Source organism: Pseudomonas sp. SR18 (assembly GCF_023701505.1).
GTDB lineage: Bacteria > Pseudomonadota > Gammaproteobacteria > Pseudomonadales > Pseudomonadaceae > Aquipseudomonas > Aquipseudomonas cyclaminis.
Map to the genome: position 1 here is coordinate 110,455 of NZ_JAMQAU010000014.1, position 24,859 is coordinate 135,313.

The 24,859-nt window shown below is 60.0% G+C and carries 23 protein-coding genes; 12 read left to right on the top strand and 11 right to left on the bottom strand.

The features are described from left to right. Positions 1-87 precede the first annotated feature (87 nt). The 4 genes from choV to NDJ82_RS20180 all read right to left on the bottom strand — a co-directional run bounded on the left by choV (position 88) and on the right by NDJ82_RS20180 (position 3,541). On the bottom strand, positions 88-1,266 hold the full coding sequence (choV, locus tag NDJ82_RS20165) for a choline ABC transporter ATP-binding protein (RefSeq protein WP_099585770.1): 1,179 nt from the start codon (positions 1,264-1,266) through the stop codon (positions 88-90). Next, complete coding sequence (gene choW / locus NDJ82_RS20170) at positions 1,263-2,108, bottom strand: choline ABC transporter permease subunit (protein ID WP_010207125.1); 846 nt, start codon at positions 2,106-2,108, stop codon at positions 1,263-1,265. Before choW ends, choV begins: the two co-directional genes overlap by 4 nt. Positions 2,109-2,181: 73 nt before the next feature. Further along, entirely contained in the window at positions 2,182-3,129 is a 948-nt protein-coding gene (locus tag NDJ82_RS20175; protein ID WP_099585769.1) for a choline ABC transporter substrate-binding protein, read from the bottom strand. A 196-nt stretch (positions 3,130-3,325) separates the two neighbouring features. Continuing rightward, positions 3,326-3,541, bottom strand: a complete 216-nt coding sequence (locus tag NDJ82_RS20180; protein WP_143522468.1) for a hypothetical protein — start codon at positions 3,539-3,541, stop codon at positions 3,326-3,328. A gap of 4 nt (positions 3,542-3,545) precedes the next feature. On the opposite strand from NDJ82_RS20180, the gene NDJ82_RS20185 reads away from it, so the two are divergent. Together NDJ82_RS20185 and gbdR are read left to right on the top strand one after the other, a co-directional pair. Next, positions 3,546-4,922: an L-serine ammonia-lyase gene (locus NDJ82_RS20185; protein ID WP_158876711.1), complete on the top strand. Its 1,377-nt coding sequence runs from the start codon at positions 3,546-3,548 to the stop codon at positions 4,920-4,922. A 457-nt stretch (positions 4,923-5,379) separates the two neighbouring features. Next, positions 5,380-6,483 carry a choline metabolism transcriptional regulator GbdR gene (gbdR, locus tag NDJ82_RS20190; protein ID WP_099585767.1) on the top strand — a complete coding sequence of 368 codons (1,104 nt, stop codon included), beginning with the start codon at positions 5,380-5,382 and terminating at the stop codon, positions 6,481-6,483. A 106-nt stretch (positions 6,484-6,589) separates the two neighbouring features. Here the strand turns inward: gbdR and NDJ82_RS20195 are convergent, their stop codons facing one another. Beyond that, positions 6,590-6,853, bottom strand: coding sequence for a hypothetical protein (locus NDJ82_RS20195; RefSeq protein WP_017735989.1), 264 nt, complete (start codon positions 6,851-6,853; stop codon positions 6,590-6,592). Between the two features lie 456 nt (positions 6,854-7,309). Between NDJ82_RS20195 and NDJ82_RS20200 the strand changes: the two genes are divergently transcribed. Continuing rightward, positions 7,310-8,587, top strand: coding sequence for an AAA family ATPase (locus tag NDJ82_RS20200; protein WP_191959335.1), 1,278 nt, complete (start codon positions 7,310-7,312; stop codon positions 8,585-8,587). Further along, on the top strand, positions 8,584-9,510 hold the full coding sequence (locus NDJ82_RS20205; RefSeq protein WP_198426412.1) for a hypothetical protein: 927 nt from the start codon (positions 8,584-8,586) through the stop codon (positions 9,508-9,510). The genes NDJ82_RS20200 and NDJ82_RS20205 overlap by 4 nt, the downstream gene beginning before the upstream one ends. 147 nt (positions 9,511-9,657) lie before the next feature. Here the strand turns inward: NDJ82_RS20205 and NDJ82_RS20210 are convergent, their stop codons facing one another. From NDJ82_RS20210 to NDJ82_RS20225, 4 genes are all read right to left on the bottom strand, one after another. Further along, positions 9,658-10,134 carry a thioesterase family protein gene (locus tag NDJ82_RS20210; RefSeq protein WP_250926159.1) on the bottom strand — a complete coding sequence of 159 codons (477 nt, stop codon included), beginning with the start codon at positions 10,132-10,134 and terminating at the stop codon, positions 9,658-9,660. Between the two features lie 13 nt (positions 10,135-10,147). Next, complete coding sequence (locus tag NDJ82_RS20215; RefSeq protein WP_099585765.1) at positions 10,148-11,113, bottom strand: L-carnitine dehydrogenase; 966 nt, start codon at positions 11,111-11,113, stop codon at positions 10,148-10,150. Between the two features lie 63 nt (positions 11,114-11,176). Next, positions 11,177-12,064, bottom strand: coding sequence for a 3-dehydrocarnitine:acetyl-CoA trimethylamine transferase CdhC (cdhC, locus tag NDJ82_RS20220; protein ID WP_099585764.1), 888 nt, complete (start codon positions 12,062-12,064; stop codon positions 11,177-11,179). A gap of 73 nt (positions 12,065-12,137) precedes the next feature. Then, positions 12,138-13,082, bottom strand: coding sequence for a choline ABC transporter substrate-binding protein (locus NDJ82_RS20225; RefSeq protein ID WP_099585763.1), 945 nt, complete (start codon positions 13,080-13,082; stop codon positions 12,138-12,140). Positions 13,083-13,275: 193 nt separating this feature from the next. Here NDJ82_RS20225 and NDJ82_RS20230 point away from each other — a divergent pair, with 193 nt between their 5' ends. After that, the gene (locus tag NDJ82_RS20230; protein WP_250926160.1) at positions 13,276-14,220 is read left to right on the top strand and encodes a GlxA family transcriptional regulator; all 945 of its coding nucleotides are present in this window, start codon (positions 13,276-13,278) and stop codon (positions 14,218-14,220) included. A gap of 68 nt (positions 14,221-14,288) precedes the next feature. Beyond that, positions 14,289-15,467, top strand: coding sequence for an AAA family ATPase (locus NDJ82_RS20235; protein WP_250926161.1), 1,179 nt, complete (start codon positions 14,289-14,291; stop codon positions 15,465-15,467). A 124-nt stretch (positions 15,468-15,591) separates the two neighbouring features. Here the strand turns inward: NDJ82_RS20235 and NDJ82_RS20240 are convergent, their stop codons facing one another. Then, on the bottom strand, positions 15,592-16,008 hold the full coding sequence (locus NDJ82_RS20240; RefSeq protein WP_250926162.1) for a DUF3010 family protein: 417 nt from the start codon (positions 16,006-16,008) through the stop codon (positions 15,592-15,594). A gap of 216 nt (positions 16,009-16,224) precedes the next feature. Between NDJ82_RS20240 and NDJ82_RS20245 the strand changes: the two genes are divergently transcribed. Beyond that, a complete protein-coding gene (locus tag NDJ82_RS20245; RefSeq protein WP_099585759.1) occupies positions 16,225-17,190 on the top strand; it encodes a tyrosinase family protein in 966 nt (321 codons plus the stop codon). 41 nt (positions 17,191-17,231) lie between these two features. Here the strand turns inward: NDJ82_RS20245 and NDJ82_RS20250 are convergent, their stop codons facing one another. Then, positions 17,232-17,633, bottom strand: coding sequence for a lysozyme inhibitor LprI family protein (locus NDJ82_RS20250; RefSeq protein WP_099585758.1), 402 nt, complete (start codon positions 17,631-17,633; stop codon positions 17,232-17,234). 220 nt (positions 17,634-17,853) lie between these two features. Between NDJ82_RS20250 and NDJ82_RS20255 the strand changes: the two genes are divergently transcribed. The 5 genes from NDJ82_RS20255 to etfA all read left to right on the top strand — a co-directional run bounded on the left by NDJ82_RS20255 (position 17,854) and on the right by etfA (position 24,851). Then, entirely contained in the window at positions 17,854-18,831 is a 978-nt protein-coding gene (locus tag NDJ82_RS20255; RefSeq protein ID WP_099585757.1) for a dipeptidase, read from the top strand. Positions 18,832-18,900: 69 nt separating this feature from the next. Continuing rightward, positions 18,901-19,431 (top strand): DUF5943 domain-containing protein, encoded by a 531-nt coding sequence (locus NDJ82_RS20260; protein WP_005792152.1) that lies wholly within the window; start codon positions 18,901-18,903, stop codon positions 19,429-19,431. A gap of 15 nt (positions 19,432-19,446) precedes the next feature. Next, complete coding sequence (gene dgcA, locus NDJ82_RS20265; protein WP_099585755.1) at positions 19,447-21,507, top strand: dimethylglycine demethylation protein DgcA; 2,061 nt, start codon at positions 19,447-19,449, stop codon at positions 21,505-21,507. Positions 21,508-21,678: 171 nt separating this feature from the next. Then, the gene (dgcB, locus tag NDJ82_RS20270) at positions 21,679-23,631 is read left to right on the top strand and encodes a dimethylglycine demethylation protein DgcB (protein ID WP_250926163.1); all 1,953 of its coding nucleotides are present in this window, start codon (positions 21,679-21,681) and stop codon (positions 23,629-23,631) included. Continuing rightward, a complete protein-coding gene (gene etfA / locus NDJ82_RS20275) occupies positions 23,631-24,851 on the top strand; it encodes an electron transfer flavoprotein subunit alpha (RefSeq protein WP_250926164.1) in 1,221 nt (406 codons plus the stop codon). Before dgcB ends, etfA begins: the two co-directional genes overlap by 1 nt. Positions 24,852-24,859: the final 8 nt, after the last annotated feature.

Genomic DNA, 24,859 nt, shown 5'->3' on the forward strand with positions numbered 1-24,859 from the left:
TGAAAGCCTTGTGGTGTCCTCACTGACACCATTGATTTCAAATGTGGGAGGGGGCTTGCCCCTCCCACATTGGGTTTGCAGTGTTTTTTAGCCCAGGTTCTTGCCGAGGAGGGCGTGATACAGCTCGCTGTCCCCCAGAATCCCCACCACCTTGTTGTTGTCATGCAACACCAGCTTATTCCCCGTCTGGTAGCGAATCTGCAACGCATCGCGCATGCCGATATTCGAGTCCACCAGCGTCGGCACCCGGCCTAAACCTTCAACCGCTTGCCCCGGCGCCCAGTTCTGCAGGTTCATCACCACGCCATTCTGGCGAGCGCCCTGGATGGTGTTGCCTTCGGCCAGGTCCAGCCACGAGTCGCCGCCCGGATCGAGGCACACCGAACCGTTCACACGTTTGCAGTTGTCCAGCGTGCGCATCAGGCTGCGGCCGCAGAGCACGTTCAGCGGGTTGGTATGCGCGACGAAGGTGCGCACATAGTCGTCCGCCGGGTTGAGTACGATCTCTTCCGGCACGCTGTACTGGATGATCTTGCCGTCTTTCATGATCGCGATGCGGCTGCCCAGCTTGAGCGCCTCGTCGAGGTCGTGACTCACGAACACGATGGTCTTGCTCAGCTTGCGTTGCAGTTCCAGCAACTCGTCCTGCAAACCCTGGCGGATCAGCGGGTCGAGGGCGGAGAAGGGTTCATCCATCAGCAGGATGTCGGCGTCCATCGCCAAGGCGCGGGCCAGGCCGACGCGCTGTTGCATGCCACCCGAGAGCTCGTCCGGCTTCTTGTTGCGCCACTGGGTCAGGCCCACCAGCTCAAGTTTCTCGTCCACCAGCTTGCGCCGTTCTTTCTCGGGACGGCCCTGCATTTCCAGGCCGAAGCTGATGTTTTCGCGCACCGTCAGCCACGGCATCAGGGCGAACTTCTGGAACACCATGGCGATGCGCTTGGTGCGCATCATTTTCAGCTCGGCCGGGGTGCAGGAGGCGATGTCGATCTGGCGACCTTCATGCTCTACAAACAACTGGCCACGGCTGACGGTGTTGAGGCCGTTGATGCAGCGCAGCAGGCTCGACTTGCCGGAGCCCGACAGGCCCATCAGCACGCAGATTTCGCCTTTCTGTACATCCAGGCTGGCTTTTTCCACGCCGACGATCTGCCCGGTCTTTTTCAGGATCTCGTTACGGCTCATGCCCTGGTCCAGCAGCTTGAGGGCTTCGCGTGGGTCTTTGGAGAAGATCACATCGACATTGTCGAATCGGATAATGCTCATGCATCACCCCCTACTTTGGCGTCGGGTTGTTTGCAGATGCGGTCGAGCATGATGGCCAGCAGCACGATCGCCAGGCCCGCTTCAAAGCCCAGGGCGATGTCGGCGGTGTTCAGCGCGTTGACCACCGGCTTGCCGAGGCCATCGGCGCCGACCAGCGCGGCGATCACTACCATCGACAGCGACAGCATGATGCATTGGGTAATGCCGGCGGCAATGCTCGGCATGGCGTGGGGCAGTTCAATGCGCGAGAGCAACTGACGGCGCGAGCAGCCAAAGGCCTTGCCGGCGTCCATCAACTCTTGCGGTACATCACGGATACCCAGGTAGGTCAGGCGGATCGGCGCGGCAATCGCGAACACCACCGTGGAGATCAACCCAGGCACCACACCCAGCCCGAAGAGGGTCAGGGTAGGGATGAGGTAGACGAAGGTCGGTACGGTCTGCATCAGATCGAGCACCGGCCGCATCATGGTGTAGAACATCGGTTTGTGCGCGGCAACAATGCCCAGCGGCACGCCGATGACCACGCAGACCAGGGTGGCGAACAGCACCTGCGCCAGGGTCTCCATGGTTTCCTGCCAGTACCCCAGGTTGAGGATCAGCAGGAAGGAGGCAATGACAAAAACAGTCAGTCCCCATTTACGTTGAATAAAGTGAGCCAGCAGCGCAATCAGACCGATCAATGCCAGCGGATTGAACCAGGTCAGCGCAAACGTCACGCCGTGGATCATCGTTTCCAGTGTCGATGCGATTGCGTCGAAGTAGTTGGCGCCGTGTTGGGTCAACCATTCGACGAAGGCAGCGATGTACTGGCCTAGTGGGATTTTCTGTTCAGTCAGCATGGTAGTGAATGTCCACATGCGAAGAGGGAAAACATCCCGGGACAGCGCACCGCCCCGGGGACAACGGCGTTACTTACTTGTCGAGGTACGCTTTTACGGCAGCAAGGCCAGGTTGGCCGTCAACGGTGGTGACACCGGCGAGCCAGGTGTCGAGGACTTGCGGGTTTTTCTTCAGCCAGGCCTTGGCCGCTGCATCGGGCTTCATCTTGTCGTCCAGGACGTTACCCATGAGGGTGCTTTCCATGTTCAGGGTGAACGACAGGTTTTTCAGCAATTGGCCAACGTTGCTGCATTCCTGGGTGTAGCCCTTGCGGACGTTGGTGTAGATGGTGGCCTGGCCGTAGTTGGGGCCGAACGAATCGTCACCCCCGGTCAGGTACTTCATCTTGAAGCGGGTATTCATCGGGTGCGGTTCCCAGCCGAGGAACACGATGGCCTGGTCGCGCTTGGAGGCGCGCTCAACCTGGGAGAGCATGCCGGCTTCGCTGGATTCGACCACTTTGAAACCGGCGGTTTTCAAGCCGAAGGCGTCTTTGTCGATCAACGTCTGGATGGTGCGGTTGCCGTCGTTACCCGGCTCGATGCCGTAGATCTTGCCGCCCAGCTCATCCTTGAATTTGGCGATATCGGCGAAGTCTTTCAGGCCCTTGTTGTACAGCGCTTCGGGGACCGCCAGGGTGTACTTGGCGTTCTCCAGGTTGGCGCGCACGGTTTCCACGGTGCCGGCATCGCGGTACTGCTTGATGTCGTTTTCCATGGTCGGCATCCAGTTGCCGAGGAAGATGTCCATGTTCTTGCCGTCGGCCAGGGACTTGTAGGTCACCGGTACCGAAATCATCGTGGTACGCGGCTTGTAGCCCAGGCCCTTGAGGACTTCGCTGGTGGTCGCGGTGGTGACGGTGATGTCGGTCCAGCCGACATCGGAGAAGTTGACGGTCTTGCACTGTTCCGGTTCTGCAGCGTGTGCCATGACTGGCAGACTCAGCATGGCGGCCAACAACAACGAGGGTGAACCTTTCATCTGGGTAGACTCCTGTGTTTTTTCTGGCGGCTTGCGCCGCGCTTTATAAGGGTTGCGGTTGGAGCGTGCGACAACAGCTCTGCCACGGTGCCTTGCCAACGAGTCGAGACTGATCATGTACCAGTGAAAATCTGACGCCTACAGGGGGCGTCGTATCCAGTACAGGGAGGGTCGTATCCAGTGTCGGTGACGTCGCTTACAGGTTTTTCCCAAGGTAAAACCGCAGTTTTTGCCCATCTGCACCGCTGAAAACGGCCAAAACAGGTGTTCGCACGCGTGCGACGCTGGTGAGCATGGGTGCGTCGGTGTGAGACGCCGTGACGGCAGATAAAACCTTGATGATGCCGCCATCTGGGCGATCTGAGCGTAGCAGCTCGTTCAAGCCCGGCCCGTGCTTATCGAGGAGTTTCACGTTAATGGCTATCAGCGTTTTCGACCTGTTCAAGATCGGCATCGGGCCTTCGAGTTCTCACACCGTCGGCCCCATGCGCGCCGCGGCGTTGTTCGTCCAGGCACTGCGTGAACGTGAATTGTTGGAACAAGTACGGCGCGTCGAAGTTCAGCTGTATGGCTCGTTGTCGGCCACCGGCATCGGCCACGGCAGCGACACCGCCACGATCATGGGCCTGATGGGCGAATGGCCGGACGCAATCGATCCCGGGCAAATCGGCGTGCGCATCCACACCCTGCGCGAAACCGACACCCTGCTGCTGGACGGGCGTTTGCCGGTGCCATTCGTGTGGGCACGGGACATGCGTCTGCTCGACGAAAACCTGCCCTTTCACCCCAATGCCATGACCTTGGTGGTGTCCGGTGATGACGGCGAGTTGTACCGCGACACTTATTACTCGGTCGGCGGCGGTTTTGTGGTGGATGAAGCCCAGGCGCAAAGCGGCGTGGCGGACATGGACCGCACCGTGCTGCCCTATGACTTTTCCAGCGCGGTGGAGCTGTTGCAGCTGTGCAAGACCCACAACCTGCGCGTCGCCCAGTTGATGATGGCCAATGAAAAGGTCTGGCGCTCCGAAGAAGAAATCCGCAGCGGCCTGATGAAACTCTGGCGCGCCATGCAGGACTGTGTGGAGCAGGGCCTCAAGCACGAAGGCATCCTGCCTGGGGGCCTGAATGTGCGTCGCCGTGCCGCCAAGTTGCACCGCAGTTTGCAGGAGCTGGGCAAACCCAATGTGATCGGCTCGACCTTGAGCGCCATGGAGTGGGTCAACCTGTTTGCCCTGGCGGTCAACGAAGAAAACGCTGCCGGTGGTCGCATGGTCACCGCCCCTACCAACGGTGCGGCGGGGATTATTCCGGCCGTGCTGCACTACTTCATGAAATTCAGCGACGAAGTCACCGAAGCCAACGTGGTCGACTACCTGCTCAGCGCGGCGGCGGTGGGGATTCTGTGCAAGAAGAACGCTTCGATATCCGGCGCCGAAGTCGGCTGCCAGGGTGAAGTGGGTTCCGCGTGCGCCATGGCCGCGGCCGGGCTGGCCGAGATCCTCGGCGCCACGCCGGAACAACTGTGCAACGCCGCCGAAATCGGCCTGGAGCACAACCTCGGCCTGACCTGCGACCCGGTGGGCGGGCTGGTGCAAGTGCCGTGCATCGAGCGCAACGCGATTGCGGCGGTGAAAGCGATCAACGCGGCGCAAATGGCCTTGCGTGGCGATGGGCAGCACTTTATCTCCCTGGACCGGGTGATCCGCACCATGCGCGATACCGGCGCGGACATGCATGACAAGTACAAAGAGACGTCGCGGGGTGGCTTGGCGGTCAGCGCGGTGGAGTGCTGAGACCGAGTTGCTGCTAATCGGGGGCTTGCCCCCGATAGCGGTAGTCCGCCCAACACTGCTCATAAAGTGAACACCCAAGCCAAAAGCGCCACCTTTTAGCGCGTCGCAAACAGATAAGTAGCTTCCAAACGATTTTCCCTCGACCTGCTGTCGCCCGTGCTTGGGGTGACAGGCTTATCCCACACGCCTCAAAGCGCCTTCCCACAAGTGCTACCGTTCTGCTCACGCCCCTTGAGCGGACCTACTCCTACATCATTTCAAGCCATATCCCGTACTTCCCGCGCGGGCTTATATAGAGGCATCAACAGGTCGTTTTCAGGATTTATTGAATAGCCATTCAATTTTAGGCACGGCATTTGCTCTATCCATTCAAAGCCTCTCTTCTTTACCGACGAAGAGCGCAATAACAAGAGCCTCGCCTGAGGCCATCACCCGCTTTGTGTGAGGAGATACCGCGATGACGTCGTTCAACTCAGGGGCCCAACCCCAGAACCGTGCGCCTCAATCCATCGGCTTTTTGCTGCTGGACAATTTCACGCTGATTTCCCTGGCATCGGCCGTGGAACCGCTGCGCATGGCCAACCAACTGTCCGGCCGCGAGCTGTATCGCTGGACAACCCTGAGTGTCGACGGCAACCAGGTCTGGGCCAGCGACGGGCTGCAAATCACCCCCGATGCCTCCATGCACAAAGCCCCGGCCCTGGACACGGTGATCGTGTGCGGCGGCGTGGGTATCCAGCGCACCGTTACCCGTGAACACGTGTCGTGGCTGCAAAGCCAGGCGCGCCAGTCCCGTCGCCTTGGCGCCGTGTGTACCGGCAGTTGGGCCCTGGCCTGCGCCGGTTTGCTCGACGGCTTTGATTGCAGCGTGCACTGGGAATGCCTGGCGTCGATGCAGGAAGCTTTCCCGCGTGTGGCCATGAGCACCCGCCTGTTCACCCTCGATCGCAACCGCTTCACCAGCTCCGGCGGCACCGCGCCGCTGGACATGATGCTGCACCTGATCAGCCGCGACCACGGCCGTGAACTGTCGGCCGCCATTTCCGAGATGTTTGTGTACGAGCGCATCCGCAACGAACAGGATCACCAGCGTGTGCCGCTCAAGCACATGCTTGGCACCAACCAGCCGAAGCTGCAGGAAATCGTCGCGCTGATGGAAGCCAACCTGGAAGAGCCGATCGACCTGGACGAGTTGGCGGTGTACGTCGCCGTGTCGCGGCGCCAGCTGGAGCGCTTGTTCCAGAAATACCTGCATTGCTCGCCGTCGCGCTACTACCTCAAGCTGCGCCTGATTCGCGCACGGCAACTGCTCAAGCAGACGCCGATGTCGATCATCGAAGTCGCCTCGGTGTGCGGGTTTGTCTCCACGCCGCACTTCTCCAAGTGCTACCGCGAATACTTCGGCATTCCGCCACGGGATGAGCGCGTCGGTTCCAACACCACCCAGCAGGTGGCGATGATGCCGATTCCGCAGGCGCTGGTATTGGCACCGTTGGCGGGGCCGATGTCGGCGTTGAGCCAGGCGCGCAATGAGTCGACTTTTGCCAGTGTGAGGCTCTAGACCGAGTCGCCTGCATCGGGGGCAAGCCCCCTCCCATAGTTGACCGAGTTTCAACATGCGAATGCGGTCAAAATGTGGGAGGGGGCTTGCCCCCGATAGCGGTCTATCAGGCGCCAGAGTTCTGCTTGAACTGCACCAAAGCCGGCAACAGCTGCTTATCAATCGCCTGACGCACCGCCGGCAAAATCGTCGCGCTGCCGGTGTACATCTGCTCAACCATACCCTTGAGCGCCTTGGCCCGCGCTTCGCTCAAACCGCGTACGGCACATTCACAGGCCTGCTCGGCAGTAGAGCCGCTGGAGACTTCGAAACCCAGTGAGCGCAGTTGGCCCAGCAGGTCATCCTGATCAATCAAATCCGCATGCATCATGACGTTTATCCTGGTGAGGGGAGCGGGGTTCGACCTCGATTCTGGTAGCCACTCCGGCGGTCGGCAAGGGCAGAATGCGCGAATGCCTCAGATGGCTATGAGCGTGTCGTTTTCGGGCCATTTGCCGACGGCACTTACCGGCACACTGCACCCAGGCACACAGCTTGATGGTTTGGTCACCCTCGGGATGTAACGCTCTCACAAGGCACCTCTGCCCCGATCCAGTCACGGCTGGATCGGGGCTTTTTTTGTTCAAATGTCTCTTTTCCTGCTGGTTACAGGTCTGGGATAGCTACCGGTCCTTGTTTGGCATTAGCATTGTCCAAAATTAAATACAGGAATGCCTATATTTCCACAGCTTGTTTGATCATATTCAAATGAACTCTCTGGATAACAAACTGAATCTCACGCATGTGATTAAACCTCAGTTTCGTAGGCAAAACGGAAGGTAGTGCAATGCTAAAGATCTTGTCACTTAAAGGCGTCGGCCCTGCTGAAAAATTCGGTCCCGTTGAGTTTGCCCCTCGTTTGAACTTCATCACCGGAGACAACGGACTTGGTAAGAGTTTTTTGCTGGATGCGGCCTGGTGGGTGTTGACTCGGACCTGGGCAAGAGGGGCAGAAGCCATTCCCCGTGAAAGCTCTATTGCTCCGAGCATCCGCTTCGCCTTCAGCAAGGTGACCGATGGCGACAAGGAAGGTGAGGTTCCCTTCGTTGATGGTGTCTGGCGTCAACAGAAAGCACGCCCTTCTATTCCCGGTGTGGTGATTTATGCAGGGGTCGACGGCAGTTTCTCAGCATGGGATCCAGCGCGTAACTATTGGAGCGATCAGACGGCTGAGTCAGAGGAGAAGATTCGTGCCTTCAACTTTTCGCCTGACCAGGTCTGGAAAGGGGCCATCTCAGAAAAAGGCACCAATATCTGCAATGGATTGATTCATGACTGGGTTCGCTGGCAACGCACTACCAACGATTCATCATTCCACGAGTTGACGATAGCTCTGGACGCGCTTTCACCGTCAGGTGTTGAGCAGCTCCTGCCCGGAGAGCCATGTTATATAGGGGCGCTCGACGAGACTGAATATCCGACTTTGAGGATGCCTTATGGTCAAGATGTTCCCTTGATTCATGCGTCCGCAGGCATGCGTCGGATCGCAGCATTAGCCTACATGCTGGTATGGACTTGGAATGGACACAAGCGAGCCTGCAAGCAAAGAAAAATCAATCCCGCAAAAGAAGTTATTTTTCTGATTGATGAGGTGGAGTGCCATCTTCACCCTCAATGGCAGCGTCGCATCGTCCCGGCGATACTGAAGGTGGTTCAAGCTATGACAGGTGAGAAAGTGGCCGTACAACTGATAGTAGCTACTCATTCACCTTTGGTACTTGCCTCCGTCGAACCTGATTTTGATGAGCGTGAAGATGCAATTTTCAATATCAACCTGCATGGACATGAGGCAAAAATCACTAAAGAACGCTGGGCCAAACAAGGTGATGTGGTGAATTGGCTGGTTTCCGAATCATTTGGCCTGCAACAGGCCCGATCTGTCGAAGCCGAAAAAGCAATTGAATCTGCGGAAGCCTGGATGCGCGGTGACAAGCATTTACTTGCACCTCACCTGCACACTGAAAAAGAGATTCATGAAGAGTTGAAAAGGGTATTGCCGGACTTCGATCAATTCTGGCCTCGCTGGATCGTCACTGTAGAGAACAACGGGGGCGCTAAAAAATGATTCCGACGCCAAATCCAATTGATGAACCTGCTCTTTTTCATGAAAAGTGCCGGGAAAAAGGTAGGGAGTGGCTTTTACAGAATCCGGATAAAGAGCGTCCTAGAGATTTGTGGACAGCGTTCAAACCTCTACTGGCCGAGGGTTTTTCTGATCGTTGCGCGTTTGGCGCAATGTGGATCCCGGATGGAACGGTCGATCATTTTGTCAGTTGTAATGAGGACATGACACTCGCTTATGAGTGGTCGAATTACCGGTACATGTCAGGCTGGCTGAACAGCTCAAAAAATAAGACGCCCGCCGCTGATTTGCTGGATCCTTTTGATGTGCGCGAAGGGTGGTTTGAAGTATTGCTACCCTCCCTGCAACTTGTGGTGACTGATGAGGTTCCCGTCGCCTTCCGTGAAATCGCTAGAAAAACGTTGGCCAGTCTTCCCATTCGAGACGACGAGCGGTTGCTGAAGTCGCGTCGTGAGTGGCTGAAAATGTATGAGGACGAGGAGCTAACCTTAGAGGGGTTGAGAAGAAAAGCCCCCCTTATTGCTGCTGCCATCGATAAACGAGCGCCACCTTCCAATCCCGTGGAATGCCCTTCACCTTCTCGACGACAAGTGCGGGACGCCTACGAATATGCATGCATGAGTGCTCAGCAAAAAGTGCGAGAGTTGATAAGAGGCAATGGGGGGGCGAACAACAATGCCCATCGGTGGAAGCTTTCTGTTTGGGCCCAAGCCGATGACTCTCAAGTCGTAGCAACGTTGATAGCGATGGAGCTTGCCACGTCGACAGGTGCGAACTTTTGTGAACTCTCTGTCGGCACAGTTGAAACGTCTAACCACTTTGCCCGTCAGGCAGCGATTTACGCCGCCGAAATTCTCTCTGAAACTCTCGGACCTGCGTTTAGCGCCAATGAGCCTCATGAATGAGGCAAAGCAGAAATTGCGGCCCAGGTTGCAGCTCCCGGGTGGGCACGCCTCGCACTTGTGTCGTGCGCGTTGGCGAGGTCGCTGATCAACGTGTAGGTACGAAAGTCGGCAACGGTTTGCATGGTGGCTCCTTATTTTTTTGGGGGGCTATTTTTTCAGGGGCAACCCAATCACCCGGCCGAGGAGCGCGGGGCGCGGAACGTCGGCCTGCCAGGCGCTGATAGTGGCGATTTTCCCCAGCGTCGCCTCGGTAAACGGCGCCGACTGCGGGCCGGCCAGGTCGACGTGCAAGAGCATTTGCTCGTTGCCCGCCAGTTCCCGTTCTTCGCCCACTGGATGCAGGCTGTGATAGAGGTGCAGGCGCTTGGCGTCGTGGGCGATCAGTTGGGTGTGCACCTCAACCTTGGCGCCGAGTTTTACCTCGTGCAGGTAGTTCAGGTGCAGTTCCAGGGTGAACAGCGAGTGGCCGCTGGCTTCGCGGTTGTCGCTGTCCAGGCCCAGGGTGTCCATCAGCGCGTCGGTGGCGTAGCTGAAAATCAGCAGGTAGAACGCGTCGCGCAGGTGGCCGTTGTAGTCGACCCAGTCGGGGAGGACTGGGGTGGTGTAGGTGATCAATGCAGGCATGGTGAGTTGTCCGTTATTCGGCGAAGGTCATACCGTGTTTTTCCTTGGTGGTTTTCACTGCTTCCAGCACCGCCAGCAAGCAATCATCACGATAGCGCTCCAGCGCCGAAATGCTGTGGTCACCCAACTGATCGCGGGTGCCATCGACCACATCGTCGATCAGCTTGTCGGTCAGTTCCGGCGCGGGCAGGTAGGTCCACGGCAACTGCAATGCCGGCCCGAACTGCGCCATGAAGTGGCGCATGCCGGCATCGCCGCCCGCCAGGGTGTAGGTGAGGAAGGTGCCCATGAACGACCAGCGCAAGCCGGCGCCAAAACGAATCGCATCGTCGATTTCGCCGGTAGTGGCCACACCGTCATTCACCAAGTGCAGCGCCTCGCGCCACAACGCTTCCAACAGCCGGTCGGCGATAAAACCGGGGACTTCCTTACGCACATGCAGCGGGCGCATGCCAAGGGATTCGTACACCTTGATCGCCGCCTGGATTGCCTGCGGCGCGGTATTTTTGCCGCCCACCACTTCCACCAGCGGCAGCAGGTACACCGGGTTGAATGGGTGCCCGACCACGCAACGTTGCGGGTGGGTCGAACCCTCGTAGAACTCACTCGGCAACAGGCCGGAGGTGCTCGAACCGATCAATGCATCGGGCTTGGCGGCTGCGCTGATCTTGCTGTGCAGTTCCAGTTTCAGCTCCAGGCGTTCCGGGGCGCTTTCCTGGATGAAATCCGCGTCTTTTACGCATTCTTCGATAGTGGCGACAAAGCGCAGGCGGTCCTGTGATGCGCCCGGTGCCAGGCCCTGTTTCTCCAGCGCGCCCCAGGCATTGGCGACACGTTTGCGCAGTGCCGCTTCTGCGCCGGGCGCCGGATCCCAGGCCACCACATCCAGCCCGTGGGCCAGGGCGCGGGACACCCAGCCGCTGCCGATAACACCGCTGCCGAGGGCGGCGAAGGTTTTGATCTCAGTGATAAAGCGCATGGAGACATTCCTGAATAATGTGAAGAACCCATGTGGGAGGTGGCTTGCCCCCTCCCACATTTTTTAACCGCGTTTAGTGAGGCCCATCTTCACGCGGCCCTCGGCCGGGCTCATGACCCGTGCCCCCAGACGGCTGAGGATTTCACTCGCCCGTTCCACAAGCTGGCCGTTGGTGGCGAGCACGCCCTTGTCCAGCCACAGGTTGTCTTCCAGGCCGACTCGCACATTGCCGCCCAGCAGCACCGCCTGCGCCGCCATTGGCATTTGCATGCGGCCGATGCCGAAGCCGGCCCACACTGCGTCGGCGGGCAAGTTGTCGACCATGGCTTTCATGGTGGTGGTATCGGCCGGCGCGCCCCATGGGATGCCCAGGCACAGTTGGAACAGCGGGTTGTCGAGCAGGCCTTCCTTGATCATCTGCTTGGCGAACCACAGGTGGCCGGTGTCGAAGATTTCCAGTTCAGGCTTAACGCCCAGTTCCTGGATGCGTTTGGCCCCGGCGCGCAGTTGCGCCGGGGTGGACACGTAAATCGTGTCGCCGTCGCCGAAGTTCAGGGTGCCGCAGTCCAGGGTGCAGATTTCCGGGAGCAACGCTTCGACGTGGGCCAGGCGCGTCAGTGGGCCGACCAGGTCGGTGTTGGGACCGAACTCCATCGGGTTCTCGCCGCCGCCGATCTCCAGGTCGCCGCCCATGCCGGCGGTGAGGTTGACGATGATGTCGATGTCGGCCTCGCGAATGCGCTCCATCAGTTCGCGGTACAGCGCTACGTCGCGGCTGAACTTACCGGTTTCGGGGTCGCGCACATGGCAATGCACCACGGTGGCGCCGGCCTTGGCGGCTTCCACCGCAGCGGCGGCGATCTGTTTGGGGGTGACCGGCACGTGTGGGCTTCTGGCGGTCGTGTCGCCAGCACCGGTGAGTGCGCAGGTGATGATGACGTCGTGGTTCATGGGGCGGTTCCTTGCAGGCGTGGTGAAACCGTTCGCAGCCTGTGCGGGCTGCGAAACGGTGATGGAAAGCGGGTTATTTGCTGGTCAGTTGCAGGTTGGCTGCAGCCGGTTTGCCGTCGAAGGTGGTCACGCCTTCCAGCCAGCGCGCCTGGTCCTGGGGGTGATCCTTGAGCCACTGCTTGGCGGACTCGATAGCGTCCTTGTGATCCAGCAACGGCTGCATCATCCGGCTCTCGTCGGCGGCGGTGAAGGTCAGGTTGGTCAGCAACTTGTGCACGTTGGGGCACTGTTCGGCGTAGGTCGGCGAGGTCACGGTCCACACCGTCGCCATGCCTTCGTTCGGGCCGAGGGCGTCATCGCTGCCGGTGAGGTAAGTCATCGCCACGTTGACGTTCATCGGGTGCGGCGCCCAGCCGAAGAACACCACGGCTTCCTTGCGGCGCACGGCGCGGTCCACAGCGGCGAGCATGCCGGCCTCACTGGACTCCACCAGTTGGAATTTGCCCAGGCCGAACTGGTTCTTGGCAATCATCGCCTTGATCTGGGTGTTAGCCCCCGAGCCCGGCTCGATCCCGTAGATCTTGCCGCCCAGTTCCTTTTCGAATCTGGCGATATCGGCGAACGTTTTCAGGCCCTTGTCGGCCAGGTACGTCGGCACGGCAAGGGTGGCGCGGGCATCTTCCAGGCTGGCTTTGTCGAGGACTTTGACTTGCTTGGCGTCGACAAACGGCGTGATGGTCTGGGTCATCAGCGGGTTCCAGTAGCCCAGGAACATATCCAGGCGCTGGTCGCGGATGCCGGCGAAGATGATTTGCTGGGAGGCGCTGGTCTGTTTGGTCTTGTAGCCGAGGCCGTCGAGCAGTACTTGGGTCATGGCACTGGTGGCGATGACGTCCGTCCAGTTCACCACGCCCATGCGCACGTTCTGGCATGAAGCGGCATCCGCTGCCATTACGTTGGTGCTCAAAATGGCGCTGGCGCTGAGTGCAAGCACGCAGCGGCTGATCAGTCGATTCATGGTGGATCCCTCGGCAGGTCGTTATTGTGGGGTCCGGCGTCTTTGTGCGCCGTGCAGCCAAGTTACGCAAGCCAGGGGATGGCAAAACGCACGGCGGCGACCACCTCTTGCACTGCAGCGACCTGCCCCCTTGAATCCGCCCCGGAACGGGAGTATCACAGTGCCACGCTGCCCGTCCGACGAGAGCGCCACCATGTCCCAGGATTTCTACTTTTTGCTGATGCCGGGGTTTTCGGCCATTGGCTTTATCTCTGCGCTGGAGCCGCTGCGGGTGGCCAACCGCTTTCGTGGCGAGCTGTACCGTTGGCATGTGCTGAGTGCCGATGGCGGCGCGGTATTGGCGAGCAATGGCATGTCGGTCAACGCCGACGCCGCGCTGGAACCGCTGAAAAAAGGCGTGACCTTACTGGTGGTGGCCGGCTTCGAACCGTTGCAGTTCGCCACTCCCGCACTGGAACACTGGCTGCGCCGCCTCGACCACGACGGCGTGACCCTCGGCGCCATCGACACCGGCGCCTGCGTCCTCGCCGAAGCCGGCCTGCTCGAAGGCCATCGCCTGACCCTGCACTGGGAAGCCATCGATGCGTTCAAGGAGTCCTATCCTCACCTGACCGTGACCCAGGAACTGTTCGAGATCGACCGCCGCCGCATCACCTGCGCCGGCGGCACCGCGTCCATCGACCTGATGCTCGACCTGATCGCCCAGGCCCACGGCCCGGAGCTTGCCATTCAGGTTTCCGAACAATTCGTGCTCGGCCGCATCCGCCCACGCAAAGACCACCAGCGCATGCAGATCGCCACGCGCTACGGCATCAACAACAAAAAGTTGGTCCACGTGATCGGCGAGATGGAGCAGCACACCGAGCCGCCCCTGAGCACCTTGGCCCTGGCCGACGCGATCAAAGTCACCCGACGCCAGTTGGAGCGGCTATTCCGCCTGCACCTGAACGACACGCCAAGCAACTTCTACCTCGGCCTGCGCCTGGAAAAAGCCCGGCAGCTCTTACGTCAAAGCGACATGAGCGTGCTGGAGGTGAGCATTGCCTGCGGGTTTGAGTCACCGTCGTACTTCACTCGCAGCTATCGGGCAAGGTTTGCGAAGTGCCCAAGGGAGGATCGGCGACGGGAGGTGGTTTAACGGGCAATTATAGTCAATTATACTCACAGCTATAATTTATAGTCCTTTCCATAATTGAGTATAAAACCATGTCCAAGCACAGCGGCTTTGTGTTCCGCCGCCCCGCCCTGGCGCGCAGCATTGCCGATGGTCTTGTGGGGGCCGGGATTCAGGATTTCACCTCTGGCCTGTTTCTCGCCGCGCCGCGCCGCACCGGTAAAAGTACGTTTTTGCGCGAAGACCTCATCCCGGAGTGTCAGCTGCGCAGTTGGCTGGCCGTGTATGTGGATCTGTGGGCCGACAAGGAAAAGGATCCCGCCGAGTTGATCGCCAGCGCCATAGCGGCCGCGCTGGTTCCCTATGAAAAAGGCATTCGCAAACTGGCCAAGAACATCGGGATCGAGAAGCTCAGCTTTCTGCGGACGTTGTCCTGGGATTTCAGCAAGCCGCAATTGCCTGTAGGCGCCACGTTGACCCAGGCGTTGGAATTGCTCCACCGCGCGGCGGAAAAACCCGTCGTACTGGTGATTGATGAAGCGCAGCACGCCTTGACCAGCGATTCAGGCATCAACGCCATGTTCGCGTTGAAAGCGGCCCGGGACCAACTCAACCAAGGTCGTGACGAAGACGGCAGCGGGTTGCATCTGGTGTTCACCGGCTCCAATCGCGACAAGCTGGCACATCTGGTGTTGGGCAAAAGCCAGCCGTTTTTCGGCTCCAGCATCACGCCGTTTCCGTTGCTCGGCAAAGAATTCACCCAGGCCTACACCGTGCATCTCAACGCGCACCTGGCCAAGACCAACCAATTCAACGCGGCGGATATTGATGAAGCTTTTGAGCTGGTGGGCCGTCGCCCCGAGATGTTGCGCACGATCATCGGTGAAGTCGCGTTGGAGCTGGGCGCGGCGAGCAACCTGGGCCACCTGCTGCACAGCCGCGCCGAACTGCTGCGCGCAGGTGTATGGACCGAATTCGAAAGCGCCTGGAACGCGCTGACCATCCCGCAGCGTGCGGTGCTGGCGGTGATGGTAGAGCGTTCGCAACACAACGAACCCTTTGCCCCGTTCACCGACAGCACCCTGACGGCGGTCAGCAAGGCGCTGGAAGACATGGGCAGCGACGTGGTGCCGGGCACCCAGACGATTCAGGCCTGTATCGATGCCCTGCGCGACAAGGAATTGGTGTGGAAATCGAGCCGGGGTGGGTATGCCCTGGAAGACAAGGCGTTTGGGGATTGGCTGCTGCACAAGCGCCATACACCCCACTAAAAGCAACACACATCCAATGTGGGAGGGGGCTTGCCCCCGATAGCGGTGTGTCAGGCAGTACATGTGCTGACTGATCCATTGCCATCGGGGGCAAGCCCCCTCCCACATTGGATTGTGGTGTGGCTTATTTTTTTACCAAGGCGGAGCACGCGGTCTTGAAGGCCTCATGCTGATACTTGTTCAGCGTCGCCGGCAGGTCAAAATTGTGCTTTTTGTTCTGCGCATTAACGGTCTGCGGCGACAGCAAGGTCACCTCCACGCCCTCCAGCAACTGAAACACCCCTTCAATCTTGAACGTCGTCGGGCCGCCGGCGAATTCACCCTTCTTGCTGCGCTTCTTGATCGCGATGCGAGTGATGGCGTTGTCCTGCACAAACGCTTTCACCTGAGCGGCGAAGGCTTTGACGTTGGCCGCTTCATCGTCATCGTCGAGGGCGATTTTCTTGGTCGCCAGGGCGACGTGGGTCAGCGCCTGGTTGTCCAGGGCGGCGAGGGCGATGATGGCTTCGCTGCCTTTGATTTCGATGCCGCAGGTTTTCATGTCATGGCCTGGCAATAGGTGGAGAGGCGACGGATGGTCGCGCACCTCAAGACTAAAGCCAACTCCAAATCGGCTCAAATAAAAACCGCAACCCATGACCGTCTGTCAGAAGATCATTCCGACCTGTTATTTCTGACAGTAGCCAATGATGGAAGTCCTGCATAGATTGGTTTGAAAGAGTCAACCCCCTCGACCTTCTGAGAAGGAAGTTGCGCAATGATCATCAGGAAAAATATTCGCTCTCTGAGTGATAGCGAGAAAAAGTCGTTTATTGATAGCTTGCTTGAACTCAAGAGACGCGGTGAATACGACAAGTACGTTCACTGGCATCACGGCGTCATGGTGCCGACTGTGCATTGCGATGAGCCCCAGGATCCCGACTACCGCAATGGGGCCCATCTCGGGCCGGCCTTCCTGCCCTGGCATCGAGAGATGCTTATGCAGCTTGAGGCTGAGTTGCGCGGTATCAGTCCCGATGTAGCGCTGCCTTATTGGGACTGGACCGAAGATGCGGCCAATCCTGCGGGATCACCGGTCTGGAGGACGGACTTGATGGGCGGAAACGGCGATCCAAGCGATCAGTTTCGGGTCAAGGATGGGCCGTTTGCCTACAGCGGCGGTCAATGGGAAGTGCCTGAGTACCCCGAGGATGATTTGCCGGGCAAAGGCCTCAAGCGCCAGTTTGGTCAGTGGGTCGGCTCGCTTCCTACAGTGGCCGATCTGCAGATGGCCATGCGTGAAAGCTTGTATGACACGCCGCCTTTTGATTCAGGACCCTATACCCGTGGGTTTCGCAATCGTTTGGAGGGCTGGGTCACTCAACGTGGCGATCCACAAGTGACTACGCCTGGCTCCCAGTTGCATAACCGCGTGCATCTCTGGATCGGCGGCAATATGTTGGCGATGACCTCGCCGGAGGATCCGGTGTTCTTCCTCCATCATTGCTTTATCGACAAGGTATGGGCGGACTGGCAAGCGCAAATGAAGCTGGATAAACCCAAGTGGGCGCCCCATTACGCGCCGATGCGCTGCGGTCCGGAGGGCCACAACGTTGGGGACCTGATCAACCCGTGGGGTGAGCGTAGTATTCGTCAGGTGTTGGATATCGCCAAGCTGGGCTATCAATACTCTCCATCGCGAGAATTGGTTCGCAGCCCGTTCAAGTCGCCTTTCATGGCTTGAATCCGTCGCCGCTCCCGCACGTTGGCGGCGGGAGTTGGCATTCACTCCTGCCCAATCGACTCCAAAAACTCCGACCGCTCATCACTCATCCGCGCCAGGCAGTCGTTGTGCGCAATCGCGTAGGCTTTGGTGCCAGTCACCGCAGGAAAGGTATCCACCGCACAATCGGCGTCACGCAGCTTTTCCCACTTCTGCTGGGCGTCCTTCAGACGGGCGGTAATGTCAGCCAGCTTGGTTTTGTCGCTGCCATAGGTGGAGCCCATGCGTTCGAGCAGGCCCTGATAGTTGTCTTTCAACAATTGTTCGGCGGTGGTTTTGTTGTAAGTGGCGCATTCCAGGGTTTGCGTGTCGCTTTCGATGCCATCGCACGGCGTGCTGTCGGTGTCTTCGGCCGCGTGGACGCCGGTTGCGATGAGTGCCAAAGCCAGGAAAATCGATTTCATTGCGCCGTCTCATATCAGGTGATGCGGGAATTCTGGCTCAAGCGTAAGACAAATAACAGCCGCCAGTCAGACCTCTCTTAACAGCCTTTGTCGCGGATTGACGCTTTCGGCAATTCCCCTGTCGTTTTTGCACCCGGCTCAGGTTGCCCCTGGGCATATGCTGGCCCCAAAGCGCCGGCAGACGATTCGGCGCATGAATTGCCAATAAGGGGACAGCCTGATGAGCCCAGCCGAACTTCACGCCGACAGCATCGTTATCGACGGGCTGATTATTGCCAAGTGGAACCGCGAGCTGTTCGAGGACATGCGCAAGGGTGGCCTCACCGCCGCCAACTGCACCGTGTCGGTGTGGGAAGGCTTCCAGGCCACGATCAATAACATCGTCGCCAGCCAGACCCTGATCCGCGAGAACAGCGACCTGGTAATCCCGGTGAAAACCACCGCCGACATCCGCAAGGCCAAGGAACTGGGCAAGACCGGCATCATCTTCGGCTTCCAGAACGCCCATGCATTTGAAGACCAGCTCGGCTACGTCGAGATCTTCAAGCAGCTCGGCGTCGGTGTGGTGCAGATGTGCTACAACACCCAGAACCTGGTGGGCACCGGTTGCTACGAGCGCGACGGCGGCCTGTCGGGTTTTGGTCGCGAGATCGTTGGCGAGATGAACCGCGTCGGCATCATGTGCGACCTGTCCCACGTCGGCTCCAAAACCTCCGAAGAAGTCATCCTCGAATCGAAAAAACCGGTGTGCTACTCCCACTGCCTGCCGTCCGGCCTGAAAGAGCACCCGCGCAACAAGTCCGATGAAGAGCTGAAATTCATCGCCGACCACGGCGGCTTTGTCGGCGTGACCATGTTCGCGCCGTTCCTCGCCAAGGGCATCGATTCGACCATCGACGATTACGCCGAAGCCATCGAATACACCATGAACATCGTCGGCGAAGACGCCATTGGCATCGGCACCGACTTTACCCAGGGCCATGGCCAGGATTTCTTCGAAATGCTGACCCATGACAAGGGCTACGCCCGCCGCCTGACCAGCTTCGGCAAGATCATCAACCCGCTGGGCATCCGCACCGTGGGCGAGTTTCCCAACCTCACCGAAACCCTGCTCAAGCGCGGCCACAGCGAGCGCGTGGTGCGCAAGATCATGGGCGAGAACTGGGTCAACGTGCTCAAGGACGTCTGGGGCGAATAAGCCACCGCATTTTTCCCTCGACCGTTCGCGTCGAGGGCACACCTAAGAATTTTCTGGAGTTAAGTTTCCATGGCCAAAATCGCCCCGCAATTGCCAATCGAAGTCGACAGCGAAACCGGTGTCTGGACGTCCGACGCCCTGCCGATGCTGTACGTGCCGCGCCATTTCTTCGTCAACAACCACATGGGCATCGAAGAAGTGCTGGGCGCCGACGCCTACGCCGAGATCCTCTACAAGGCCGGCTACAAATCCGCCTGGCACTGGTGTGAAAAAGAAGCCGAGTGCCACGGCCTGGAAGGCGTCGCGGTGTTCGAGCACTACATGAAGCGCCTGTCGCAACGCGGCTGGGGCCTGTTCAAGATCCAGGACATCGACCTCGACAAAGGCACCGCCAGCGTCAAGCTGGAACACTCTGCGTTCGTCTACGTGTACGGCAAGGTCGGGCGCAAGGTGGACTACATGTTCACCGGCTGGTTTGCCGGCGCCATGGACCAGATTCTTGAGGCCCGTGGCAGCAAGATCCGCACCGTCGCCGAACAAGTCTACGGAGGCTCCGAAGAGGGCCACGATGATGGTTTGTTCACCGTCAAGCCGCTGTAAGCCGAGGACCGTGCCATGGCTTTCGAAGCAATGTTCCAGCCGATCCAGATCGGCAAACTGACCATCCGCAACCGCGTGCTCAGTACCGCCCACGCCGAGGTGTATGCCACCGACGGCGGCATGACCACTGACCGCTACGTGAAGTATTACGAAGAGAAAGCCAAGGGCGGTATCGGCCTGGCAATCTGTGGCGGTTCCTCGGTGGTTGCCATCGACAGCCCCCAGGAATGGTGGAGCTCGGTGAACCTGTCCACCGACCGCATCATCCCGCACTTCCAGAACCTGGCCGATGCCATGCACAAGCATGGCGCCAAGATCATGATCCAGATTACCCACATGGGCCGACGCTCGCGTTGGGACGGCTTCAACTGGCCGACCCTGATGTCGCCGTCCGGTGTGCGTGAGCCGGTGCACCGCGCAACCTGCAAGACCATCGAGCCGGAAGAGATCTGGCGCGTGATCGGCAACTACGCCAGCGCCGCCAAACGCGCCAAGGCCGGTGGCCTGGACGGTGTGGAACTGTCCGCCGTGCACCAGCACATGATCGACCAGTTCTGGAGCCCACGGGTCAACAAGCGTACCGACGAATGGGGCGGCACCTTTGAAGGCCGCATGAAGTTTGGCCTGGAAGTGCTCAAAGCCGTGCGTGCCGAGGTCGGTGACGACTTCTGCGTGGGCATGCGCCTGTGCGGTGACGAGTTCCATCCGGACGGCCTGTCCCACGAGGACATGAAGCAGATCGCCAAGTATTACGACGACACCGGCATGCTCGATTTCATCGGCGTGGTGGGCTCGGGTTGCGACACCCACAACACCCTGGCCAACGTGATCCCGAACATGAGCTACCCGCCGGAGCCGTTCCTGCACCTGGCGGCCGGCATCAAGGAAGTGGTCAAGGTTCCGGTACTGCACGCGCAGAACATCAAGGACCCGAACCAGGCCACGCGCATTCTGGAAGGCGGCTATGTGGACATGGTCGGCATGACCCGTGCGCACATCGCCGACCCGCACCTGATCGCCAAGATCAAGATGGGCCAGATCGACCAGATCAAACAGTGCGTCGGCGCCAACTACTGCATCGATCGCCAGTACCAGGGCCTGGATGTGCTGTGCATCCAGAACGCCGCGACCTCCCGTGAATACATGGGCGTACCGCACATCATCGAGAAATCCACCGGGCCGAAACGCAAAGTGGTCGTGGTGGGTGCCGGTCCCGCCGGTATGGAGGCTGCACGTGTCGCTGCCGAACGTGGCCACGACGTGACCCTTTTGGAGAAAAAAGAGTTTATCGGCGGGCAGATCACCACCGCTTCCAAGGCGCCGCAACGCGACCAGATCGCCGGCATCACCCGCTGGTTCCAGTTGGAACTGGCGCGCTTGAAAGTCGACCTGCGCCTGGGTGTGGCGGCCGATGCCGCGACCATCCTGGACCTGCGTCCGGACGTGGTGGTGCTGGCGGTCGGCGGGCATCCGTTTATCGAGCAGAACGAACACTGGGGCGCCGCCGAAGGCCTGGTGGTGAGCAGTTGGGACGTGCTCGACGGCAAAGTCGCGCCGGGCAAGAACGTGCTGGTCTACGACACCATCTGTGAATTCACCGGCATGTCGGTGGCGGACTTTTTGGCCGACAAAGGCTGCCAGGTGGAAATCGTCACCGACGACATCAAGCCAGGCGTGGCGATTGGCGGTACGTCGTTCCCGACCTACTACCGCAGCATGTACCCCAAAGAAGTGATCATGACCGGCGACATGATGCTGGAAAAGGTCTACCGCGAAGGCGACAAGCTGGTGGCGGTATTGGAGAACGAATACACCGGCGCCAAAGAGGAGCGGGTGGTGGACCAGGTGGTGGTGGAGAACGGCGTGCGTCCGGACGAAGCCATCTACTACGGGCTCAAGGAAGGCTCGCGCAACAAGGGCCAGATCGACGTTGAAGCGCTGTTCGCGATCAAACCGCAGCCGTGCCTGAGCGAAGCGGGCGAGGGGTACTTGCTGTTCCGCATCGGTGACTGTGTGGCGCAGCGCAATACCCACGCTGCGATCTACGACGCCCTGCGCTTGTGCAAGGATTTCTGACCCGACACCGAACCAATGTGGGATTGGTTTCAAATGTGGGAGGGGGCTTGCCCCCGATGGCGGAGTGTCAGTTGATACAGCTGTAGCTGACCCACCGCTATCGGGGGCAAGCCCCCTCCCACATTTAGGCCGGTTTCACAGTAGACCTGTGTGGTCTGTGGGAGCTTCACCATGTTGAACACCTTGCTGCCTATTCTCTTGTTTGCCGCCCTGGGCCTCGCCGTCCTCGGCGCGCTGCGCCGCGTGAACATGTGGCGCCGTGGCCGTGCCTCCAAGGTCGACCTGCTCGGCGGTCTGTTGGCCATGCCCAAGCGCTATATGGTCGACCTGCACCACGTGGTCGCCCGCGATAAATACATCGCCAACACCCACGTCGCCACGGCGCTGGGCTTTGTCCTGTCGGCGCTGCTGGCGATTCTGGTGCATGGCTTCGGCCTGCAAAACCGCATCCTCGGCTATGCCTTGCTGCTGGCTTCGGTGTTGATGTTTGTCGGCGCCATCTTTATGTACCTGCGTCGGCGCAACCCGCCCGCACGCCTGTCCAAAGGCCCATGGATGCGCCTGCCGAAAAGCCTGATGGCGTTCTCGGTGAGTTTCTTCCTGGTGACGCTGCCGGTGGCCGGGATTCTGCCCGCCGACTTCGGTGGCTGGCTGCTCGCGGCGTTGCTCAGCGTGGGTGTGCTGTGGGGCGTGTCCGAAATGTTCTTCGGCATGACCTGGGGCGGGCCGATGAAGCACGCCTTCGCCGGTGCCCTGCACCTGGCCTGGCACCGCCGCGCCGAACGCTTTGGTGGTGGTCGCTCCACCGGTTTGAAGCCGCTGGACCTCAGTGATAAATCCGCGCCGTTGGGCGTGGAGAAACCCAAGGATTTCACCTGGAACCAACTGCTCGGCTTCGACGCCTGCGTGCAGTGCGGCAAGTGCGAAGCGGCGTGCCCGGCCTTCGCTGCCGGCCAGCCGCTGAACCCGAAAAAACTCATCCAGGACATGGTGGTCGGCCTGGCCGGTGGCACCGATGCCAAGTTCGCCGGCAGCCCGTATCCGGGCAAGGCGATTGGCGAACACGGTGGCAACCCGCATCAACCGATCGTCAACGGCCTGGTGGACGCCGAGACCCTGTGGTCGTGCACCACCTGCCGCGCTTGCGTGGAAGAGTGCCCGATGATGATCGAGCACGTGGACGCCATCGTTGACATGCGTCGCCACCTCACTCTGGAAAAAGGCGCCACCCCGAACAAAGGCGCCGAAGTCCTGGAAAACCTGATCGCCACCGACAACCCTGGCGGTTTTGCACCGGGCGGTCGCCTCAACTGGGCGGCGGATCTGAACCTGCCGTTGCTCAGTGACAAGGGCACCACCGACGTGCTGTTCTGGGTCGGCGACGGAGCCTTCGACATGCGCAACCAACGCACCCTGCGTGCGTTCGTCAAAGTGCTCAAAGCCGCCAACGTCGACTTCGCCGTGCTCGGCCTGGAAGAGCGCGACAGCGGCGACGTCGCCCGTCGCCTGGGCGATGAAGCGACGTTCCAACTGCTGGCCACGCGCAATATCCAGACCTTGGCCAAGTACAGCTTCAAACGCATCGTCACCTGCGACCCCCACAGTTTCCATGTGCTGAAAAACGAATACGGCGCCTTCAACGGCAACTACCTCGTGCAGCACCACAGCACCTTCATGGCCGAGCTGATCGGTGACGGCGCGCTGAACCTGGGCCAGCACAAAGGCAACAGCGTGACCTATCACGACCCGTGCTACCTGGGCCGCTACAACGGCGAATACGAGGCGCCGCGCCAAGTGCTGCGGGCGCTGGGGATCGAGGTCAAGGAGATGCAACGCTCGGGCTTCCGTTCGCGCTGCTGCGGCGGTGGCGGCGGGGCGCCGATCACGGACATTCCTGGCAAGCAACGGATCCCGGATATGCGCATGGACGATATCCGCGAGACCGGTGCCGAGTTGGTGGCAGTTGGTTGCCCGCAATGCACGGCGATGCTTGAAGGTGTTGTCGAGCCGCGGCCATTGATCAAGGACATTGCCGAGCTGGTGGCTGATGCGTTGCTTGAAGACACTGCGCCGGCGAAAGTGACTAAACGTCCTGTCCAACAAACGTCTGCGGAGATGCACTGATGAGCGACATTATCCGCCGCGACCCACGGGCTGAATGGATCGCCCGTAACCGTCTGCACCCGTTGCATGCGGCCATGCAGCCGGTGCAACAGAGTTGGATGGGGCCGAACGGCGTTATCCGCAAAAACGTCCATGGCGTCGGGTTTATCGGCCCCAACGGCATCAAGCGCATCGACCGCAGCGGCGCCCAGCAGGGCGGCGCGGCCAAGCGTACGGCGGCGGTGGAAGTGCAATTGCCGCTGCATCAGGTGCCGCAGCCTGCGTTCTACATCAACGTAGTGCCGGACATGGTCGGCGGCCGCCTGAGCAGCCACGACCGTGACCTGCTCGGCCTGGCGCGACAACTTGCCGGTAACGACGGCGCGGTGTTGGCGGTGGTGTTTGGCGAGCACAAGGAAAGCGCGTTTGCCACCGCCGGTGTCGACCGACTGCTGGTGCTGGAGGGGCATGAGTTCGACGGTTATTCACCCGAGCAACGCGTGCAGGGTTTGCGGGCTGTGGATAACCAGTTCAACCCACGCCATTGGCTGCTGCCCGACAGCCGCAGTGGCGGGGGTGAGCTGGGTCGGCGTTTTGCCGCCAGCCTCAAGGAACGCCCGGCCACGCGGGTGTGGCAGATCAAGGGTGACGAGTGCATCGGCCGCGCCGGTGCCGGCCAGCAAGACTTGGCGCGGCCACTGCCACGCTTGATCCTCGCCGCCGTCGAATGTGCCGATCCGGTCAGCGACACGCGCCATGAAGTCTTGCCCGTGGAGTTATCCACAACCCTGGCCCGCAGCCTGCCGCGTATCGAAGACCTCGGCGCGGTGGCGGTGGACCCGGCGGCGATTCCCATGGCCGAAGCGGAGTTCATTTTCTCCGGCGGCAACGGCGTGAAGGATTGGAACCTGTTCCACCAGACCGCTGCTGCCCTGGGCGCCACCGAAGGCGCGTCGCGAGTGGCGGTGGACGACGGCTTCATGGCCCGTGATCGCCAGGTCGGCGCCAGCGGCACTTGGGTCACCGCACGGGTGTATGTGGCCGTGGGAATTTCCGGGGCGATCCAGCACCTGCAAGGCATCGGTGCCTGCGACAAGGTGGTGGCGATCAACCTCGACCCGGGTTGCGACATGATCAAGCGTGCCGACCTGTCGGTGATTGGCGAGAGCGCCGCGATTCTGCAAGCGTTGATCGATGCGGTAGAGGCCTACCGCAACGGCGCCAAGCGCGATGCGGCTTAGGGACATGA

Bases quoted from the DNA above. Each gene is read 5' to 3' on its own strand.
- NDJ82_RS20230 (WP_250926160.1), top strand. From the start codon at position 13,276: ATGTCCCAGGATTTCTACTTTTTGCTGATGCCGGGGTTTTCGGCCATT.
- etfA (WP_250926164.1), top strand. From the start codon at position 23,631: ATGAGCGACATTATCCGCCGCGACCCACGGGCTGAATGGATCGCCCGT.
- NDJ82_RS20235 (WP_250926161.1), top strand. From the start codon at position 14,289: ATGTCCAAGCACAGCGGCTTTGTGTTCCGCCGCCCCGCCCTGGCGCGC.
- gbdR (WP_099585767.1), top strand. From the start codon at position 5,380: ATGACGTCGTTCAACTCAGGGGCCCAACCCCAGAACCGTGCGCCTCAA.
- choW (WP_010207125.1), bottom strand. From the start codon at position 2,108: ATGCTGACTGAACAGAAAATCCCACTAGGCCAGTACATCGCTGCCTTC.
- NDJ82_RS20195 (WP_017735989.1), bottom strand. From the start codon at position 6,853: ATGATGCATGCGGATTTGATTGATCAGGATGACCTGCTGGGCCAACTG.
- cdhC (WP_099585764.1), bottom strand. From the start codon at position 12,064: ATGAACCACGACGTCATCATCACCTGCGCACTCACCGGTGCTGGCGAC.
- NDJ82_RS20200 (WP_191959335.1), top strand. From the start codon at position 7,310: ATGCTAAAGATCTTGTCACTTAAAGGCGTCGGCCCTGCTGAAAAATTC.
- dgcA (WP_099585755.1), top strand. From the start codon at position 19,447: ATGGCTTTCGAAGCAATGTTCCAGCCGATCCAGATCGGCAAACTGACC.
- NDJ82_RS20175 (WP_099585769.1), bottom strand. From the start codon at position 3,129: ATGAAAGGTTCACCCTCGTTGTTGTTGGCCGCCATGCTGAGTCTGCCA.
- NDJ82_RS20255 (WP_099585757.1), top strand. From the start codon at position 17,854: ATGAGCCCAGCCGAACTTCACGCCGACAGCATCGTTATCGACGGGCTG.
- NDJ82_RS20260 (WP_005792152.1), top strand. From the start codon at position 18,901: ATGGCCAAAATCGCCCCGCAATTGCCAATCGAAGTCGACAGCGAAACC.
- NDJ82_RS20245 (WP_099585759.1), top strand. From the start codon at position 16,225: ATGATCATCAGGAAAAATATTCGCTCTCTGAGTGATAGCGAGAAAAAG.
- choV (WP_099585770.1), bottom strand. From the start codon at position 1,266: ATGAGCATTATCCGATTCGACAATGTCGATGTGATCTTCTCCAAAGAC.
- NDJ82_RS20205 (WP_198426412.1), top strand. From the start codon at position 8,584: ATGATTCCGACGCCAAATCCAATTGATGAACCTGCTCTTTTTCATGAA.
- NDJ82_RS20225 (WP_099585763.1), bottom strand. From the start codon at position 13,082: ATGAATCGACTGATCAGCCGCTGCGTGCTTGCACTCAGCGCCAGCGCC.
- NDJ82_RS20250 (WP_099585758.1), bottom strand. From the start codon at position 17,633: ATGAAATCGATTTTCCTGGCTTTGGCACTCATCGCAACCGGCGTCCAC.
- NDJ82_RS20240 (WP_250926162.1), bottom strand. From the start codon at position 16,008: ATGAAAACCTGCGGCATCGAAATCAAAGGCAGCGAAGCCATCATCGCC.
- dgcB (WP_250926163.1), top strand. From the start codon at position 21,679: ATGTTGAACACCTTGCTGCCTATTCTCTTGTTTGCCGCCCTGGGCCTC.
- NDJ82_RS20215 (WP_099585765.1), bottom strand. From the start codon at position 11,113: ATGCGCTTTATCACTGAGATCAAAACCTTCGCCGCCCTCGGCAGCGGT.
- NDJ82_RS20185 (WP_158876711.1), top strand. From the start codon at position 3,546: ATGGCTATCAGCGTTTTCGACCTGTTCAAGATCGGCATCGGGCCTTCG.
- NDJ82_RS20210 (WP_250926159.1), bottom strand. From the start codon at position 10,134: ATGCCTGCATTGATCACCTACACCACCCCAGTCCTCCCCGACTGGGTC.